Genomic DNA, 18,665 nt, shown 5'->3' with positions numbered 1-18,665 from the left:
GGCTGAATCCTCGGAAAACAGGAAATAAAAAAGGGGCGGAAAATCCGCCCCTTTTTGCAGTCGACCGTAAAACCTTAATCGGTGACCAGCTTACCGTTGGTCAGCAGATTCTGGATGATGGTCTGGTCGGAGAGCGTGTTACCCGCCGTCAGATCGACACCAGTCAACCGGATCGATTGATCGAAGGTGCCCGAACCAATCGACTTGACCTCGATGGTGGTCACTGCGCTGGTACCCGAACCAGTACTGCTGAAGTGCAGGTAGTTGGCCAGATTGCCGGCATTCGTACCGCTGTGGAACTCGCCCACCAACAGATCGCGCAAGTCCAGCTTGTCACTGTTCGCGGTCGCATCAAAGTCGGTGATCGTATCCACGGCAGGCGTAGCCGATGTTCCGCGATCGTTCAGCACCCAGGCAAAGGTATCCGCCCCGGTACCGCCGACCAGCGAGTCATTCCCAGCACCGCCGTACAGCACATCATCACCGGCACCGCCACGCAGCGTATCGTTGCCCACACCGCCATCGAGGATGTCGTTGCCGTCGGAGCCAGCCGTGCCTCCCAAACGGTCAGCACCAGCGCCACCCTTGATCAGGTCATTTCCGGCCGTACCATCCAGCACAGTCGTGTCGTCGCCGGTCGTACCCAGAATATCGCTGTAACCATTGACTTCGTCGAGCAGGATATCCGTCGCAGAGAACTTCGGAAGAACATCCAGTTCGACTGTCTTGGCAACAGACGAAGCCTGGCTTCCGTTCGCGGTTTCGGTACTGGTCGCGATCACGCTGATGCTAAAGTGGCCGGTAACCGTATCAGCGAAATGAAGCTGGGCCGAAGCGAGTTCCGCAGCCGAGATCGTGATGCTGCCACCAACAATTGCGTGGGTTCCGCTGGACGAAACGATCGTTGCCCCTGCGGGCACGCCACTGAAAGCAAGTGACAGCGTTTCGGAGCCATCGGTATCGGTCAGCGCCGCAGCAACGTAATTGGCAAGACCAATCGAAGTTACACCGGCAACACCGCCAGCACCCGCGGAAACCCCTTGATAGGCAGACAGCTGGATATCGTCGATGAAGGAACCGCGACCACTCGAGTTATACGAGGTGGCATCAGTTTGGATAGTCAGGGTATGCGTTGCACCGTCACCGGTGAAACTGAACACCAGATTCTTCCAGTCAATCGAGGTCTGCGGGCTGGTCGACGAATATTGCTGAATCAGAACGCCATCCAGATACACGCCGATCTGCGTGAAACCGGCGTCAAAGCCAGGGCGCCCCGCGTAATCGAACGACAACTCATACACCATGCCTGCCGTAGTACTGACCGAACGGGTAATACCCAGCGTCTGGATCAGGGCACCGTTGGCATCGGCGTTGTTCAACTCCAGGAAATTATTGCCGTTGCCTGCTGCGCCATAGACAGTGTTGTAACCTCCCGCCTGATTTTGCTGCGTATCGCCATCCGACCAGATCTCGAACCGACTGCTACCGCCCGCAAACGGGTCGGGAGTCGTTACCAAAGTCCAGCCTTCCAGCGTAGTTCCGGTCACCGCCTCGCTGGTGGTGTTGCTGTTTGCTGCTGTTTCCCAGCTATTGCTGAAAACAAGAGCCGAAGCACGCGAGGTGATCGTCAATGTCGGAATGTCGGCAACCGGGGTAACGCTCACATTGACCGTAGCCGTGGCAGAACCGCCCTGACCATCGCTGACCGTATAGGTGAACGATGCCGGCCCACTGTAATTGGACTCAGGCGTGAAGACCACATTACCGCCAACCAGGGCCACAGTTCCGTGAGTAGCCCCTTGCACCGAGCTTAGCGTCAGCGTATTGCCATCGACATCGCTGTCATTACCGAGCAGAGTCGCAGCCGAGACCGTGAGGGCGATATCCTCGGTTGCGGTGATGGAATCGACCGTCGGCACCGGAGCGTCATTGACCGGAGCCACCGTGACATTCAAGTTGGTTGAAGCGCTGGTCGAGTCTCCCGTAGCAATCTCGGTCGCAGTAGCCGTGGCGGTCAGCGAGAAGCTGCCGTTGTAATTGGCCGGCGGGGTGATCGTCAGCGTACCCAGATTCCAGTTGCTCCCCCCGTAAGCGGTACCAGGACTGTCCTCGTTCCAGATCTGTACCGAAGTATTGCCTGCAGTTGCTGTGAAGGTATGCGTACCATCGCTGAGGACAGCCCCCACCGGAATACTGGAGATGCTGACCACATGACTTTCCGAGTTGTCGGCCGAGTCACCGAAGGTTGGCGTCAGAGCAGACAGCTTGATTGTTGTATCTTCCTGGCCATTGTTCAGGGCTGCCGGGTAATACCCCCCCTCACCCGTCGTGGTGTTGGCAACGAAAGCACCATGCTGAGCACCGGCGGTATCAAGCGTGACAACACTTGGATAAAGGTTGAAATTACTGGTCGACACATCCTGTACGGCACCACCGTTGACCGACACATTCAGATCGTAGCTACCGACACCACTGGTGTTGTAAACAAACAGATCCAATGTGTAGTAACCCGAAGCCGTCGGCGTGAAGGTCGTCGCGGTAAAGCTACCTGCACTACCCGGACCGGTTACCCCCCACTGTCCGGAAACAACGGTATTGCCACCAATCTCAAGACGGAAGGTATCGTCAATGTAACCGCTGAAGGTATAGGTTTTGCCCGCCTCCATGTACATCAAGCCGCTGACCTGATAGGCATCATCGACAGCCACTGCAACTCCGTTGGTGGTTGCCACACCGGCGATGCCGACGTTGCTGACAACCGAGGAAGAAGTCGGCGTAGCGCCTTCAATCGCCACCTCGGCAGCCGCCGGAGCACTACTGGATGCTGTACTGCCAATACCGGGAATGGCGTTGTAGTAATCGCGCACAAGACCGACGGAAGCCGGCGGCGTGATTGTATTGCCTCCGACGACACTGCCTGTCGCACTGCTGTCGGCAACCAGGAAAACAGGATCTGCGACCGGGGAAATATCCACCTTGACAGAACCGGTCGTACTGGCGCCATTGGAGTCGGTCACCGTAACTTCGAACTTGGCGTAATCGGCATGCTGATCGCCGAAACCGGAGGTCGAATACATGCTGCCGCCAGACTCGTCTGCATCCGGAACGAAGCGCAGATGACCCAGATCCACCTCAGCCTTGCTGATTACATCTCCGGCAACCACATTAACCCAGGAAGAACCCACGAGGACCTGCAATGTCCCATCGGCAGGCAAACTCGCGATCGTTGCAGAGGTAATCGTTGCGCCATCTGCATCGCTGATACCGAACGCGCTCCAGGTTAGTGCCAGAGGGGTGTCTTCCGTTCCCGACACAGCACTACCGGCAACCAAGGGCGCGGCGTTAACCAGATCGGTATCCGAAGCGGCATTGCCGAGCACATCGCTGACCGAAGCCTTGAAGCTATAGACCGAGCCATCGGTCAACCACGTTGCATTAGCCGGAACATTGGCCGTCCAACTACCGTCAGCAGCAACCGAACCAGTCACGGAACCGACTACGACGTTCGCCGAACTCAGAACCTGAACAGTCACAATCTGACCCTGTTCGACACTACTCGTCACACCACTGACCGAGAAGCCGGTTGCATGTTCGGCTGCACTGACCGTCGCATAGCTATTGGCGTCGGTCGCCAACGGACTCTGGCTATCACCGGCAATCGTATTGATATCAATCGTCGCCGTGGTATCCACCATGAAGGTGTCCGTGCCGGTGGCCGGCGTGCCGGCCGTGGTATTCGTGTTGCCGTACGGGTCGACCGTCGTCACCACAATGGTGTGGCTGCCTTCGCCCAGCGGGGTGCCCGGCGTGAAGCTCCACTTGCCGTCCGTACCGACCGTGGTCGTGCCCAGCGTCGTCGGGCCGTCCGTCAGCGTGATCGTGCTGCCCGGTTCGCCCGTGCCGGTCAGGGTCGGGGTGTTGTCTGCCGTGTCCGGGATCGGATCCAGGGTCACGCTCGTGACCGTGTCCTTGTTGATCGTGTCGGTCACCGTCGGTGCGACGTTGTTCAGCGCGTCCTTGGCTTCCAGCGTCGTGGTCAGCACGCCGTCGTCCAGGCCCGTCACATCGACCGTCGCCGTCCAGTTACCCAGCGCATCGACCGTGATCGAGGCGGCCGGGACCGTCACCACGTGACCCGCGGCGTCCGTCACCGTCAGGCTGGTGATGCTGCCACCGGCGTCGATCTTGCCCGACAGCGCCGTGGCTGTCTGGTTGTCGATCGAGCTGATCATGTCGTCGTGACCGGTGTCGTCCTTGATGTCGACCGTGGCCGTGGCCTTGGTGTCGACGATGAAGGTGTCCGTGCCGGTGGCCGGCGTGCCGGCCGTGGTATTCGTGTTGCCGTACGGGTCGACCGTCGTCACCACAATGGTGTGGCTGCCTTCGCCCAGCGGGGTGCCCGGCGTGAAGCTCCACTTGCCGTCCGTACCGACCGTGGTCGTGCCCAGCGTCGTCGGGCCGTCCGTCAGCGTGATCGTGCTGCCCGGTTCGCCCGTGCCGGTCAGGGTCGGGGTGTTGTCTGCCGTGTCCGGGATCGGATCCAGGGTCACGCTCGTGACCGTGTCCTTGTTGATCGTGTCGGTCACCGTCGGTGCGACGTTGTTCAGCGCGTCCTTGGCTTCCAGCGTCGTGGTCAGCACGCCGTCGTCCAGGCCCGTCACATCGACCGTCGCCGTCCAGTTACCCAGCGCATCGACCGTGATCGAGGCGGCCGGGACCGTCACCACGTGACCCGCGGCGTCCGTCACCGTCAGGCTGGTGATGCTGCCACCGGCGTCGATCTTGCCCGACAGCGCCGTGGCTGTCTGGTTGTCGATCGAGCTGATCATGTCGTCGTGACCGGTGTCGTCCTTGATGTCGACCGTGGCCGTGGCCTTGGTGTCGACGATGAAGGTGTCCGTGCCGGTGGCCGGCGTGCCGGCCGTGGTATTCGTGTTGCCGTACGGGTCGACCGTCGTCACCACAATGGTGTGGCTGCCTTCGCCCAGCGGGGTGCCCGGCGTGAAGCTCCACTTGCCGTCCGTACCGACCGTGGTCGTGCCCAGCGTCGTCGGGCCGTCCGTCAGCGTGATCGTGCTGCCCGGTTCGCCCGTGCCGGTCAGGGTCGGGGTGTTGTCTGCCGTGTCCGGGATCGGATCCAGGGTCACGCTCGTGACCGTGTCCTTGTTGATCGTGTCGGTCACCGTCGGTGCGACGTTGTTCAGCGCGTCCTTGGCTTCCAGCGTCGTGGTCAGCACGCCGTCGTCCAGGCCCGTCACATCGACCGTCGCCGTCCAGTTACCCAGCGCATCGACCGTGATCGAGGCGGCCGGGACCGTCACCACGTGACCCGCGGCGTCCGTCACCGTCAGGCTGGTGATGCTGCCACCGGCGTCGATCTTGCCCGACAGCGCCGTGGCTGTCTGGTTGTCGATCGAGCTGATCATGTCGTCGTGACCGGTGTCGTCCTTGATGTCGACCGTGGCCGTGGCCTTGGTGTCGACGATGAAGGTGTCCGTGCCGGTGGCCGGCGTGCCGGCCGTGGTATTCGTGTTGCCGTACGGGTCGACCGTCGTCACCACAATGGTGTGGCTGCCTTCGCCCAGCGGGGTGCCCGGCGTGAAGCTCCACTTGCCGTCCGTACCGACCGTGGTCGTGCCCAGCGTCGTCGGGCCGTCCGTCAGCGTGATCGTGCTGCCCGGTTCGCCCGTGCCGGTCAGGGTCGGGGTGTTGTCTGCCGTGTCCGGGATCGGATCCAGGGTCACGCTCGTGACCGTGTCCTTGTTGATCGTGTCGGTCACCGTCGGTGCGACGTTGTTCAGCGCGTCCTTGGCTTCCAGCGTCGTGGTCAGCACGCCGTCGTCCAGGCCCGTCACATCGACCGTCGCCGTCCAGTTACCCAGCGCATCGACCGTGATCGAGGCGGCCGGGACCGTCACCACGTGACCCGCGGCGTCCGTCACCGTCAGGCTGGTGATGCTGCCACCGGCGTCGATCTTGCCCGACAGCGCCGTGGCTGTCTGGTTGTCGATCGAGCTGATCATGTCGTCGTGACCGGTGTCGTCCTTGATGTCGACCGTGGCCGTGGCCTTGGTGTCGACGATGAAGGTGTCCGTGCCGGTGGCCGGCGTGCCGGCCGTGGTATTCGTGTTGCCGTACGGGTCGACCGTCGTCACCACAATGGTGTGGCTGCCTTCGCCCAGCGGGGTGCCCGGCGTGAAGCTCCACTTGCCGTCCGTACCGACCGTGGTCGTGCCCAGCGTCGTCGGGCCGTCCGTCAGCGTGATCGTGCTGCCCGGTTCGCCCGTGCCGGTCAGGGTCGGGGTGTTGTCTGCCGTGTCCGGGATCGGATCCAGGGTCACGCTCGTGACCGTGTCCTTGTTGATCGTGTCGGTCACCGTCGGTGCGACGTTGTTCAGCGCGTCCTTGGCTTCCAGCGTCGTGGTCAGCACGCCGTCGTCCAGGCCCGTCACATCGACCGTCGCCGTCCAGTTACCCAGCGCATCGACCGTGATCGAGGCGGCCGGGACCGTCACCACGTGACCCGCGGCGTCCGTCACCGTCAGGCTGGTGATGCTGCCACCGGCGTCGATCTTGCCCGACAGCGCCGTGGCTGTCTGGTTGTCGATCGAGCTGATCATGTCGTCGTGACCGGTGTCGTCCTTGATGTCGACCGTGGCCGTGGCCTTGGTGTCGACGATGAAGGTGTCCGTGCCGGTGGCCGGCGTGCCGGCCGTGGTATTCGTGTTGCCGTACGGGTCGACCGTCGTCACCACAATGGTGTGGCTGCCTTCGCCCAGCGGGGTGCCCGGCGTGAAGCTCCACTTGCCGTCCGTACCGACCGTGGTCGTGCCCAGCGTCGTCGGGCCGTCCGTCAGCGTGATCGTGCTGCCCGGTTCGCCCGTGCCGGTCAGGGTCGGGGTGTTGTCTGCCGTGTCCGGGATCGGATCCAGGGTCACGCTCGTGACCGTGTCCTTGTTGATCGTGTCGGTCACCGTCGGTGCGACGTTGTTCAGCGCGTCCTTGGCTTCCAGCGTCGTGGTCAGCACGCCGTCGTCCAGGCCCGTCACATCGACCGTCGCCGTCCAGTTACCCAGCGCATCGACCGTGATCGAGGCGGCCGGGACCGTCACCACGTGACCCGCGGCGTCCGTCACCGTCAGGCTGGTGATGCTGCCACCGGCGTCGATCTTGCCCGACAGCGCCGTGGCTGTCTGGTTGTCGATCGAGCTGATCATGTCGTCGTGACCGGTGTCGTCCTTGATGTCGACCGTGGCCGTGGCCTTGGTGTCGACGATGAAGGTGTCCGTGCCGGTGGCCGGCGTGCCGGCCGTGGTATTCGTGTTGCCGTACGGGTCGACCGTCGTCACCACAATGGTGTGGCTGCCTTCGCCCAGCGGGGTGCCCGGCGTGAAGCTCCACTTGCCGTCCGTACCGACCGTGGTCGTGCCCAGCGTCGTCGGGCCGTCCGTCAGCGTGATCGTGCTGCCCGGTTCGCCCGTGCCGGTCAGGGTCGGGGTGTTGTCTGCCGTGTCCGGGATCGGATCCAGGGTCACGCTCGTGACCGTGTCCTTGTTGATCGTGTCGGTCACCGTCGGTGCGACGTTGTTCAGCGCGTCCTTGGCTTCCAGCGTCGTGGTCAGCACGCCGTCGTCCAGACCCGTCACATCGACCGTCGCCGTCCAGTTACCCAGCGCATCGACCGTGATCGAGGCGGCCGGAACCGTCACCACGTGACCCGCGGCGTCCGTCACCGTCAGGCTGGTGATGCTGCCACCGGCGTCGATCTTGCCCGACAGCGCCGTGGCTGTCTGGTTGTCGATCGAGCTGATCATGTCGTCGTGACCGGTGTCGTCCTTGATGTCGACCGTGGCCGTGGCCTTGGTGTCGACGATGAAGGTGTCCGTGCCGGTGGCCGGCGTGCCGGCCGTGGTATTCGTGTTGCCGTACGGGTCGACCGTCGTCACCACAATGGTGTGGCTGCCTTCGCCCAGCGGGGTGCCCGGCGTGAAGCTCCACTTGCCGTCCGTACCGACCGTGGTCGTGCCCAGCGTCGTCGGGCCATCCGTCAGCGTGATCGTGCTGCCCGGCTCGCCCGTGCCGGTCAGGGTCGGGGTGTTGTCTGCCGTGTCCGGGATCGGATCCAGGGTCACGCTCGTGACCGTGTCCTTGTTGATCGTGTCGGTCACCGTCGGTGCGACGTTGTTCAGCGCGTCCTTGGCTTCCAGCGTCGTGGTCAGCACGCCGTCGTCCAGGCCCGTCACATCGACCGTCGCCGTCCAGTTACCCAGCGCATCGACCGTGATCGAGGCGGCCGGGACCGTCACCACGTGACCCGCGGCGTCCGTCACCGTCAGGCTGGTGATGCTGCCACCGGCGTCGATCTTGCCCGACAGCGCCGTGGCTGTCTGGTTGTCGATCGAGCTGATCATGTCGTCGTGACCGGTGTCGTCCTTGATGTCGACCGTGGCCGTGGCCTTGGTGTCGACGATGAAGGTGTCCGTGCCGGTGGCCGGCGTGCCGGCCGTGGTATTCGTGTTGCCGTACGGGTCGACCGTCGTCACCACAATGGTGTGGCTGCCTTCGCCCAGCGGGGTGCCCGGCGTGAAGCTCCACTTACCGTCCGTACCGACCGTGGTCGTGCCCAGCGTCGTCGGGCCGTCCGTCAGCGTGATCGTGCTGCCCGGTTCGCCCGTGCCGGTCAGGGTCGGGGTGTTGTCTGCCGTGTCCGGGATCGGATCCAGGGTCACGCTCGTGACCGTGTCCTTGTTGATCGTGTCGGTCACCGTCGGTGCGACGTTGTTCAGCGCGTCCTTGGCTTCCAGCGTCGTGGTCAGCACGCCGTCGTCCAGGCCCGTCACATCGACCGTCGCCGTCCAGTTACCCAGCGCATCGACCGTGATCGAGGCGGCCGGGACCGTCACCACGTGACCCGCGGCGTCCGTCACCGTCAGGCTGGTGATGCTGCCACCGGCGTCGATCTTGCCCGACAGCGCCGTGGCTGTCTGGTTGTCGATCGAGCTGATCATGTCGTCGTGACCGGTGTCGTCCTTGATGTCGACCGTGGCCGTGGCCTTGGTGTCGACGATGAAGGTGTCCGTGCCGGTGGCCGGCGTGCCGGCCGTGGTATTCGTGTTGCCGTACGGGTCGACCGTCGTCACCACAATGGTGTGGCTGCCTTCGCCCAGCGGGGTGCCCGGCGTGAAGCTCCACTTGCCGTCCGTACCGACCGTGGTCGTGCCCAGCGTCGTCGGGCCGTCCGTCAGCGTGATCGTGCTGCCCGGTTCGCCCGTGCCGGTCAGGGTCGGGGTGTTGTCTGCCGTGTCCGGGATCGGATCCAGGGTCACGCTCGTGACCGTGTCCTTGTTGATCGTGTCGGTCACCGTCGGTGCGACGTTGTTCAGCGCGTCCTTGGCTTCCAGCGTCGTGGTCAGCACGCCGTCGTCCAGACCCGTCACATCGACCGTCGCCGTCCAGTTACCCAGCGCATCGACCGTGATCGAGGCGGCCGGAACCGTCACCACGTGACCCGCGGCGTCCGTCACCGTCAGGCTGGTGATGCTGCCACCGGCGTCGATCTTGCCCGACAGCGCCGTGGCTGTCTGGTTGTCGATCGAGCTGATCATGTCGTCGTGACCGGTGTCGTCCTTGATGTCGACCGTGGCCGTGGCCTTGGTGTCGACGATGAAGGTGTCCGTGCCGGTGGCCGGCGTGCCGGCCGTGGTATTCGTGTTGCCGTACGGGTCGACCGTCGTCACCACAATGGTGTGGCTGCCTTCGCCCAGCGGGGTGCCCGGCGTGAAGCTCCACTTGCCGTCCGTACCGACCGTGGTCGTGCCCAGCGTCGTCGGGCCATCCGTCAGCGTGATCGTGCTGCCCGGCTCGCCCGTGCCGGTCAGGGTCGGGGTGTTGTCTGCCGTGTCCGGGATCGGATCCAGGGTCACGCTCGTGACCGTGTCCTTGTTGATCGTGTCGGTCACCGTCGGTGCGACGTTGTTCAGCGCGTCCTTGGCTTCCAGCGTCGTGGTCAGCACGCCGTCGTCCAGGCCCGTCACATCGACCGTCGCCGTCCAGTTACCCAGCGCATCGACCGTGATCGAGGCGGCCGGGACCGTCACCACGTGACCCGCGGCGTCCGTCACCGTCAGGCTGGTGATGCTGCCACCGGCGTCGATCTTGCCCGACAGCGCCGTGGCTGTCTGGTTGTCGATCGAGCTGATCATGTCGTCGTGACCGGTGTCGTCCTTGATGTCGACCGTGGCCGTGGCCTTGGTGTCGACGATGAAGGTGTCCGTGCCGGTGGCCGGCGTGCCGGCCGTGGTATTCGTGTTGCCGTACGGGTCGACCGTCGTCACCACAATGGTGTGGCTGCCTTCGCCCAGCGGGGTGCCCGGCGTGAAGCTCCACTTGCCGTCCGTACCGACCGTGGTCGTGCCCAGCGTCGTCGGGCCGTCCGTCAGCGTGATCGTGCTGCCCGGTTCGCCCGTGCCGGTCAGGGTCGGGGTGTTGTCTGCCGTGTCCGGGATCGGATCCAGGGTCACGCTCGTGACCGTGTCCTTGTTGATCGTGTCGGTCACCGTCGGTGCGACGTTGTTCAGCGCGTCCTTGGCTTCCAGCGTCGTGGTCAGCACGCCGTCGTCCAGGCCCGTCACATCGACCGTCGCCGTCCAGTTACCCAGCGCATCGACCGTGATCGAGGCGGCCGGAACCGTCACCACGTGACCCGCGGCGTCCGTCACCGTCAGGCTGGTGATGCTGCCACCGGCGTCGATCTTGCCCGACAGCGCCGTGGCTGTCTGGTTGTCGATCGAGCTGATCATGTCGTCGTGACCGGTGTCGTCCTTGATGTCGACCGTGGCCGTGGCCTTGGTGTCGACGATGAAGGTGTCCGTGCCGGTGGCCGGCGTGCCGGCCGTGGTATTCGTGTTGCCGTACGGGTCGACCGTCGTCACCACAATGGTGTGGCTGCCTTCGCCCAGCGGGGTGCCCGGCGTGAAGCTCCACTTGCCGTCCGTACCGACCGTGGTCGTGCCCAGCGTCGTCGGGCCGTCCGTCAGCGTGATCGTGCTGCCCGGTTCGCCCGTGCCGGTCAGGGTCGGGGTGTTGTCTGCCGTGTCCGGGATCGGATCCAGGGTCACGCTCGTGACCGTGTCCTTGTTGATCGTGTCGGTCACCGTCGGTGCGACGTTGTTCAGCGCGTCCTTGGCTTCCAGCGTCGTGGTCAGCACGCCGTCGTCCAGGCCCGTCACATCGACCGTCGCCGTCCAGTTACCCAGCGCATCGACCGTGATCGAGGCGGCCGGGACCGTCACCACGTGACCCGCGGCGTCCGTCACCGTCAGGCTGGTGATGCTGCCACCGGCGTCGATCTTGCCCGACAGCGCCGTGGCTGTCTGGTTGTCGATCGAGCTGATCATGTCGTCGTGACCGGTGTCGTCCTTGATGTCGACCGTGGCCGTGGCCTTGGTGTCGACGATGAAGGTGTCCGTGCCGGTGGCCGGCGTGCCGGCCGTGGTATTCGTGTTGCCGTACGGGTCGACCGTCGTCACCACAATGGTGTGGCTGCCTTCGCCCAGCGGGGTGCCCGGCGTGAAGCTCCACTTGCCGTCCGTACCGACCGTGGTCGTGCCCAGCGTCGTCGGGCCGTCCGTCAGCGTGATCGTGCTGCCCGGTTCGCCCGTGCCGGTCAGGGTCGGGGTGTTGTCTGCCGTGTCCGGGATCGGATCCAGGGTCACGCTCGTGACCGTGTCCTTGTTGATCGTGTCGGTCACCGTCGGTGCGACGTTGTTCAGCGCGTCCTTGGCTTCCAGCGTCGTGGTCAGCACGCCGTCGTCCAGGCCCGTCACATCGACCGTCGCCGTCCAGTTACCCAGCGCATCGACCGTGATCGAGGCGGCCGGGACCGTCACCACGTGACCCGCGGCGTCCGTCACCGTCAGGCTGGTGATGCTGCCACCGGCGTCGATCTTGCCCGACAGCGCCGTGGCTGTCTGGTTGTCGATCGAGCTGATCATGTCGTCGTGACCGGTGTCGTCCTTGATGTCGACCGTGGCCGTGGCCTTGGTGTCGACGATGAAGGTGTCCGTGCCGGTGGCCGGCGTGCCGGCCGTGGTATTCGTGTTGCCGTACGGGTCGACCGTCGTCACCACAATGGTGTGGCTGCCTTCGCCCAGCGGGGTGCCCGGCGTGAAGCTCCACTTGCCGTCCGTACCGACCGTGGTCGTGCCCAGCGTCGTCGGGCCGTCCGTCAGCGTGATCGTGCTGCCCGGTTCGCCCGTGCCGGTCAGGGTCGGGGTGTTGTCTGCCGTGTCCGGGATCGGATCCAGGGTCACGCTCGTGACCGTGTCCTTGTTGATCGTGTCGGTCACCGTCGGTGCGACGTTGTTCAGCGCGTCCTTGGCTTCCAGCGTCGTGGTCAGCACGCCGTCGTCCAGACCCGTCACATCGACCGTCGCCGTCCAGTTACCCAGCGCATCGACCGTGATCGAGGCGGCCGGAACCGTCACCACGTGACCCGCGGCGTCCGTCACCGTCAGGCTGGTGATGCTGCCACCGGCGTCGATCTTGCCCGACAGCGCCGTGGCTGTCTGGTTGTCGATCGAGCTGATCATGTCGTCGTGACCGGTGTCGTCCTTGATGTCGACCGTGGCCGTGGCCTTGGTGTCGACGATGAAGGTGTCCGTGCCGGTGGCCGGCGTGCCGGCCGTGGTATTCGTGTTGCCGTACGGGTCGACCGTCGTCACCACAATGGTGTGGCTGCCTTCGCCCAGCGGGGTGCCCGGCGTGAAGCTCCACTTACCGTCCGTACCGACCGTGGTCGTGCCCAGCGTCGTCGGGCCGTCCGTCAGCGTGATCGTGCTGCCCGGTTCGCCCGTGCCGGTCAGGGTCGGGGTGTTGTCTGCCGTGTCCGGGATCGGATCCAGGGTCACGCTCGTGACCGTGTCCTTGTTGATCGTGTCGGTCACCGTCGGTGCGACGTTGTTCAGCGCGTCCTTGGCTTCCAGCGTCGTGGTCAGCACGCCGTCGTCCAGACCCGTCACATCGACCGTCGCCGTCCAGTTACCCAGCGCATCGACCGTGATCGAGGCGGCCGGGACCGTCACCACGTGACCCGCGGCGTCCGTCACCGTCAGGCTGGTGATGCTGCCACCGGCGTCGATCTTGCCCGACAGCGCCGTGGCTGTCTGGTTGTCGATCGAGCTGATCATGTCGTCGTGACCGGTGTCGTCCTTGATGTCGACCGTGGCCGTGGCCTTGGTGTCGACGATGAAGGTGTCCGTGCCGGTGGCCGGCGTGCCGGCCGTGGTATTCGTGTTGCCGTACGGGTCGACCGTCGTCACCACAATGGTGTGGCTGCCTTCGCCCAGCGGGGTGCCCGGCGTGAAGCTCCACTTACCGTCCGTACCGACCGTGGTCGTGCCCAGCGTCGTCGGGCCGTCCGTCAGCGTGATCGTGCTGCCCGGTTCGCCCGTGCCGGTCAGGGTCGGGGTGTTGTCTGCCGTGTCCGGGATCGGATCCAGGGTCACGCTCGTGACCGTGTCCTTGTTGATCGTGTCGGTCACCGTCGGTGCGACGTTGTTCAGCGCGTCCTTGGCTTCCAGCGTCGTGGTCAGCACGCCGTCGTCCAGGCCCGTCACATCGACCGTCGCCGTCCAGTTACCCAGCGCATCGACCGTGATCGAGGCGGCCGGGACCGTCACCACGTGACCCGCGGCGTCCGTCACCGTCAGGCTGGTGATGCTGCCACCGGCGTCGATCTTGCCCGACAGCGCCGTGGCTGTCTGGTTGTCGATCGAGCTGATCATGTCGTCGTGACCGGTGTCGTCCTTGATGTCGACCGTGGCCGTGGCCTTGGTGTCGACGATGAAGGTGTCCGTGCCGGTGGCCGGCGTGCCGGCCGTGGTATTCGTGTTGCCGTACGGGTCGACCGTCGTCACCACAATGGTGTGGCTGCCTTCGCCCAGCGGGGTGCCCGGCGTGAAGCTCCACTTGCCGTCCGTACCGACCGTGGTCGTGCCCAGCGTCGTCGGGCCGTCCGTCAGCGTGATCGTGCTGCCCGGTTCGCCCGTGCCGGTCAGGGTCGGGGTGTTGTCTGCCGTGTCCGGGATCGGATCCAGGGTCACGCTCGTGACCGTGTCCTTGTTGATCGTGTCGGTCACCGTCGGTGCGACGTTGTTCAGCGCGTCCTTGGCTTCCAGCGTCGTGGTCAGCACGCCGTCGTCCAGACCCGTCACATCGACCGTCGCCGTCCAGTTACCCAGCGCATCGACCGTGATCGAGGCGGCCGGAACCGTCACCACGTGACCCGCGGCGTCCGTCACCGTCAGGCTGGTGATGCTGCCACCGGCGTCGATCTTGCCCGACAGCGCCGTGGCTGTCTGGTTGTCGATCGAGCTGATCATGTCGTCGTGACCGGTGTCGTCCTTGATGTCGACCGTGGCCGTGGCCTTGGTGTCGACGATGAAGGTGTCCGTGCCGGTGGCCGGCGTGCCGGCCGTGGTATTCGTGTTGCCGTACGGGTCGACCGTCGTCACCACAATGGTGTGGCTGCCTTCGCCCAGCGGGGTGCCCGGCGTGAAGCTCCACTTGCCGTCCGTACCGACCGTGGTCGTGCCCAGCGTCGTCGGGCCATCCGTCAGCGTGATCGTGCTGCCCGGCTCGCCCGTGCCGGTCAGGGTCGGGGTGTTGTCTGCCGTGTCCGGGATCGGATCCAGGGTCACGCTCGTGACCGTGTCCTTGTTGATCGTGTCGGTCACCGTCGGTGCGACGTTGTTCAGCGCGTCCTTGGCTTCCAGCGTCGTGGTCAGCACGCCGTCGTCCAGGCCCGTCACATCGACCGTCGCCGTCCAGTTACCCAGCGCATCGACCGTGATCGAGGCGGCCGGGACCGTCACCACGTGACCCGCGGCGTCCGTCACCGTCAGGCTGGTGATGCTGCCACCGGCGTCGATCTTGCCCGACAGCGCCGTGGCTGTCTGGTTGTCGATCGAGCTGATCATGTCGTCGTGACCGGTGTCGTCCTTGATGTCGACCGTGGCCGTGGCCTTGGTGTCGACGATGAAGGTGTCCGTGCCGGTGGCCGGCGTGCCGGCCGTGGTATTCGTGTTGCCGTACGGGTCGACCGTCGTCACCACAATGGTGTGGCTGCCTTCGCCCAGCGGGGTGCCCGGCGTGAAGCTCCACTTGCCGTCCGTACCGACCGTGGTCGTGCCCAGCGTCGTCGGGCCGTCCGTCAGCGTGATCGTGCTGCCCGGTTCGCCCGTGCCGGTCAGGGTCGGGGTGTTGTCTGCCGTGTCCGGGATCGGATCCAGGGTCACGCTCGTGACCGTGTCCTTGTTGATCGTGTCGGTCACCGTCGGTGCGACGTTGTTCAGCGCGTCCTTGGCTTCCAGCGTCGTGGTCAGCACGCCGTCGTCCAGGCCCGTCACATCGACCGTCGCCGTCCAGTTACCCAGCGCATCGACCGTGATCGAGGCGGCCGGGACCGTCACCACGTGACCCGCGGCGTCCGTCACCGTCAGGCTGGTGATGCTGCCACCGGCGTCGATCTTGCCCGACAGCGCCGTGGCTGTCTGGTTGTCGATCGAGCTGATCATGTCGTCGTGACCGGTGTCGTCCTTGATGTCGACCGTGGCCGTGGCCTTGGTGTCGACGATGAAGGTGTCCGTGCCGGTGGCCGGCGTGCCGGCCGTGGTATTCGTGTTGCCGTACGGGTCGACCGTCGTCACCACAATGGTGTGGCTGCCTTCGCCCAGCGGGGTGCCCGGCGTGAAGCTCCACTTACCGTCCGTACCGACCGTGGTCGTGCCCAGCGTCGTCGGGCCGTCCGTCAGCGTGATCGTGCTGCCCGGTTCGCCCGTGCCGGTCAGGGTCGGGGTGTTGTCTGCCGTGTCCGGGATCGGATCCAGGGTCACGCTCGTGACCGTGTCCTTGTTGATCGTGTCGGTCACCGTCGGTGCGACGTTGTTCAGCGCGTCCTTGGCTTCCAGCGTCGTGGTCAGCACGCCGTCGTCCAGGCCCGTCACATCGACCGTCGCCGTCCAGTTACCCAGCGCATCGACCGTGATCGAGGCGGCCGGGACCGTCACCACGTGACCCGCGGCGTCCGTCACCGTCAGGCTGGTGATGCTGCCACCGGCGTCGATCTTGCCCGACAGCGCCGTGGCTGTCTGGTTGTCGATCGAGCTGATCATGTCGTCGTGACCGGTGTCGTCCTTGATGTCGACCGTGGCCGTGGCCTTGGTGTCGACGATGAAGGTGTCCGTGCCGGTGGCCGGCGTGCCGGCCGTGGTATTCGTGTTGCCGTACGGGTCGACCGTCGTCACCACAATGGTGTGGCTGCCTTCGCCCAGCGGGGTGCCCGGCGTGAAGCTCCACTTGCCGTCCGTACCGACCGTGGTCGTGCCCAGCGTCGTCGGGCCGTCCGTCAGCGTGATCGTGCTGCCCGGTTCGCCCGTGCCGGTCAGGGTCGGGGTGTTGTCTGCCGTGTCCGGGATCGGATCCAGGGTCACGCTCGTGACCGTGTCCTTGTTGATCGTGTCGGTCACCGTCGGTGCGACGTTGTTCAGCGCGTCCTTGGCTTCCAGCGTCGTGGTCAGCACGCCGTCGTCCAGACCCGTCACATCGACCGTCGCCGTCCAGTTACCCAGCGCATCGACCGTGATCGAGGCGGCCGGAACCGTCACCACGTGACCCGCGGCGTCCGTCACCGTCAGGCTGGTGATGCTGCCACCCGCATCGATCTTGCCCGACAGCGCCGTGGCTGTCTGGTTGTCGATCGAGCTGATCATGTCGTCGTGACCGGTGTCGTCCTTGATGTCGACCGTGGCCGTGGCCTTGGTGTCGACGATGAAGGTGTCCGTGCCGGTGGCCGGCGTGCCGGCCGTGGTATTCGTGTTGCCGTACGGGTCGACCGTCGTCACCACAATGGTGTGGCTGCCTTCGCCCAGCGGGGTGCCCGGCGTGAAGCTCCACTTGCCGTCCGTACCGACCGTGGTCGTGCCCAGCGTCGTCGGGCCGTCCGTCAGCGTGATCGTGCTGCCCGGCTCGCCCGTGCCGGTCAGGGTCGGGGTGTTGTCTGCCGTGTCCGGGATCGGATCCAGGGTCACGCTCGTGACCGTGTCCTTGTTGATCGTGTCGGTCACCGTCGGTGCGACGTTGTTCAGCGCGTCCTTGGCTTCCAGCGTCGTGGTCAGCACGCCGTCGTCCAGGCCCGTCACATCGACCGTCGCCGTCCAGTTACCCAGCGCATCGACCGTGATCGAGGCGGCCGGGACCGTCACCACGTGACCCGCGGCGTCCGTCACCGTCAGGCTGGTGATGCTGCCACCCGCATCGATCTTGCCCGACAGCGCCGTGGCTGTCTGGTTGTCGATCGAGCTGATCATGTCGTCGTGACCGGTGTCGTCCTTGATGTCGACCGTGGCCGTGGCCTTGGTGTCGACGATGAAGGTGTCCGTGCCGGTGGCCGGCGTGCCGGCCGTGGTATTCGTGTTGCCGTACGGGTCGACCGTCGTCACCACAATGGTGTGGCTGCCTTCGCCCAGCGGGGTGCCCGGCGTGAAGCTCCACTTGCCGTCCGTACCGACCGTGGTCGTGCCCAGCGTCGTCGGGCCGTCCGTCAGCGTGATCGTGCTGCCCGGCTCGCCCGTGCCGGTCAGGGTCGGGGTGTTGTCTGCCGTGTCCGGGATCGGATCCAGGGTCACGCTCGTGACCGTGTCCTTGTTGATCGTGTCGGTCACCGTCGGTGCGACGTTGTTCAGCGCGTCCTTGGCTTCCAGCGTCGTGGTCAGCACGCCGTCGTCCAGGCCCGTCACATCGACCGTCGCCGTCCAGTTACCCAGCGCATCGACCGTGATCGAGGCGGCCGGGACCGTCACCACGTGACCCGCGGCGTCCGTCACCGTCAGGCTGGTGATGCTGCCACCCGCATCGATCTTGCCCGACAGCGCCGTGGCTGTCTGGTTGTCGATCGAGCTGATCATGTCGTCGTGACCGGTGTCGTCCTTGATGTCGACCGTGGCCGTGGCCTTGGTGTCGACGATGAAGGTGTCCGTGCCGGTGGCCGGCGTGCCGGCCGTGGTATTCGTGTTGCCGTACGGGTCGACCGTCGTCACCACAATGGTGTGGCTGCCTTCGCCCAGCGGGGTGCCCGGCGTGAAGCTCCACTTGCCGTCCGTACCGACCGTGGTCGTGCCCAGCGTCGTCGGGCCGTCCGTCAGCGTGATCGTGCTGCCCGGCTCGCCCGTGCCGGTCAGGGTCGGGGTGTTGTCTGCCGTGTCCGGGATCGGGTCCAGGGTCACGCTCGTGACCGTGTCCTTGTTGATCGTGTCGGTCACCGTCGGCGCGACGTTGTTCAGCGCGTCCTTGGCGTCCAGCGTCGTGGTCAGCACGCCGTCGTCCAGGCCCGTCACATCGACCGTCGCCGTCCAGTTACCCAGCGCATCGACCGTGATCGAGGCGGCCGGGACCGTCACCACGTGACCCGCGGCGTCCGTCACCGTCAGGCTGGTGATGCTGCCACCCGCATCGATCTTGCCCGACAGCGCCGTGGCTGTCTGGTTGTCGATCGAGCTGATCATGTCGTCGTGACCGGTGTCGTCCTTGATGTCGACCGTGGCACTCGCCTCAACATCCAACAACGGAGCCCCTTGAACAGTATCAAGGAGAGCACCACGAGAAGTAGA

1 protein-coding gene is annotated in these 18,665 nt (G+C 65.2%); it reads right to left on the bottom strand.

Annotation, left to right across the window (positions count from 1 at the left end; translation table 11 throughout):
- Nucleotides 1-74 precede the first annotated feature (74 nt).
- Complete coding sequence (locus KIG99_RS15565) at nt 75-18,620, bottom strand: Ig-like domain-containing protein (RefSeq protein WP_226461844.1); 18,546 nt, start codon at nt 18,618-18,620, stop codon at nt 75-77.
- Nucleotides 18,621-18,665: the final 45 nt, after the last annotated feature.

Source organism: Quatrionicoccus australiensis (genome assembly GCF_020510425.1).
Lineage (GTDB): Bacteria > Pseudomonadota > Gammaproteobacteria > Burkholderiales > Rhodocyclaceae > Azonexus > Azonexus australiensis_A.
Note: the sequence above shows the minus strand (reverse complement) of the source record. Positions and strands in the feature narration are given on the sequence as shown.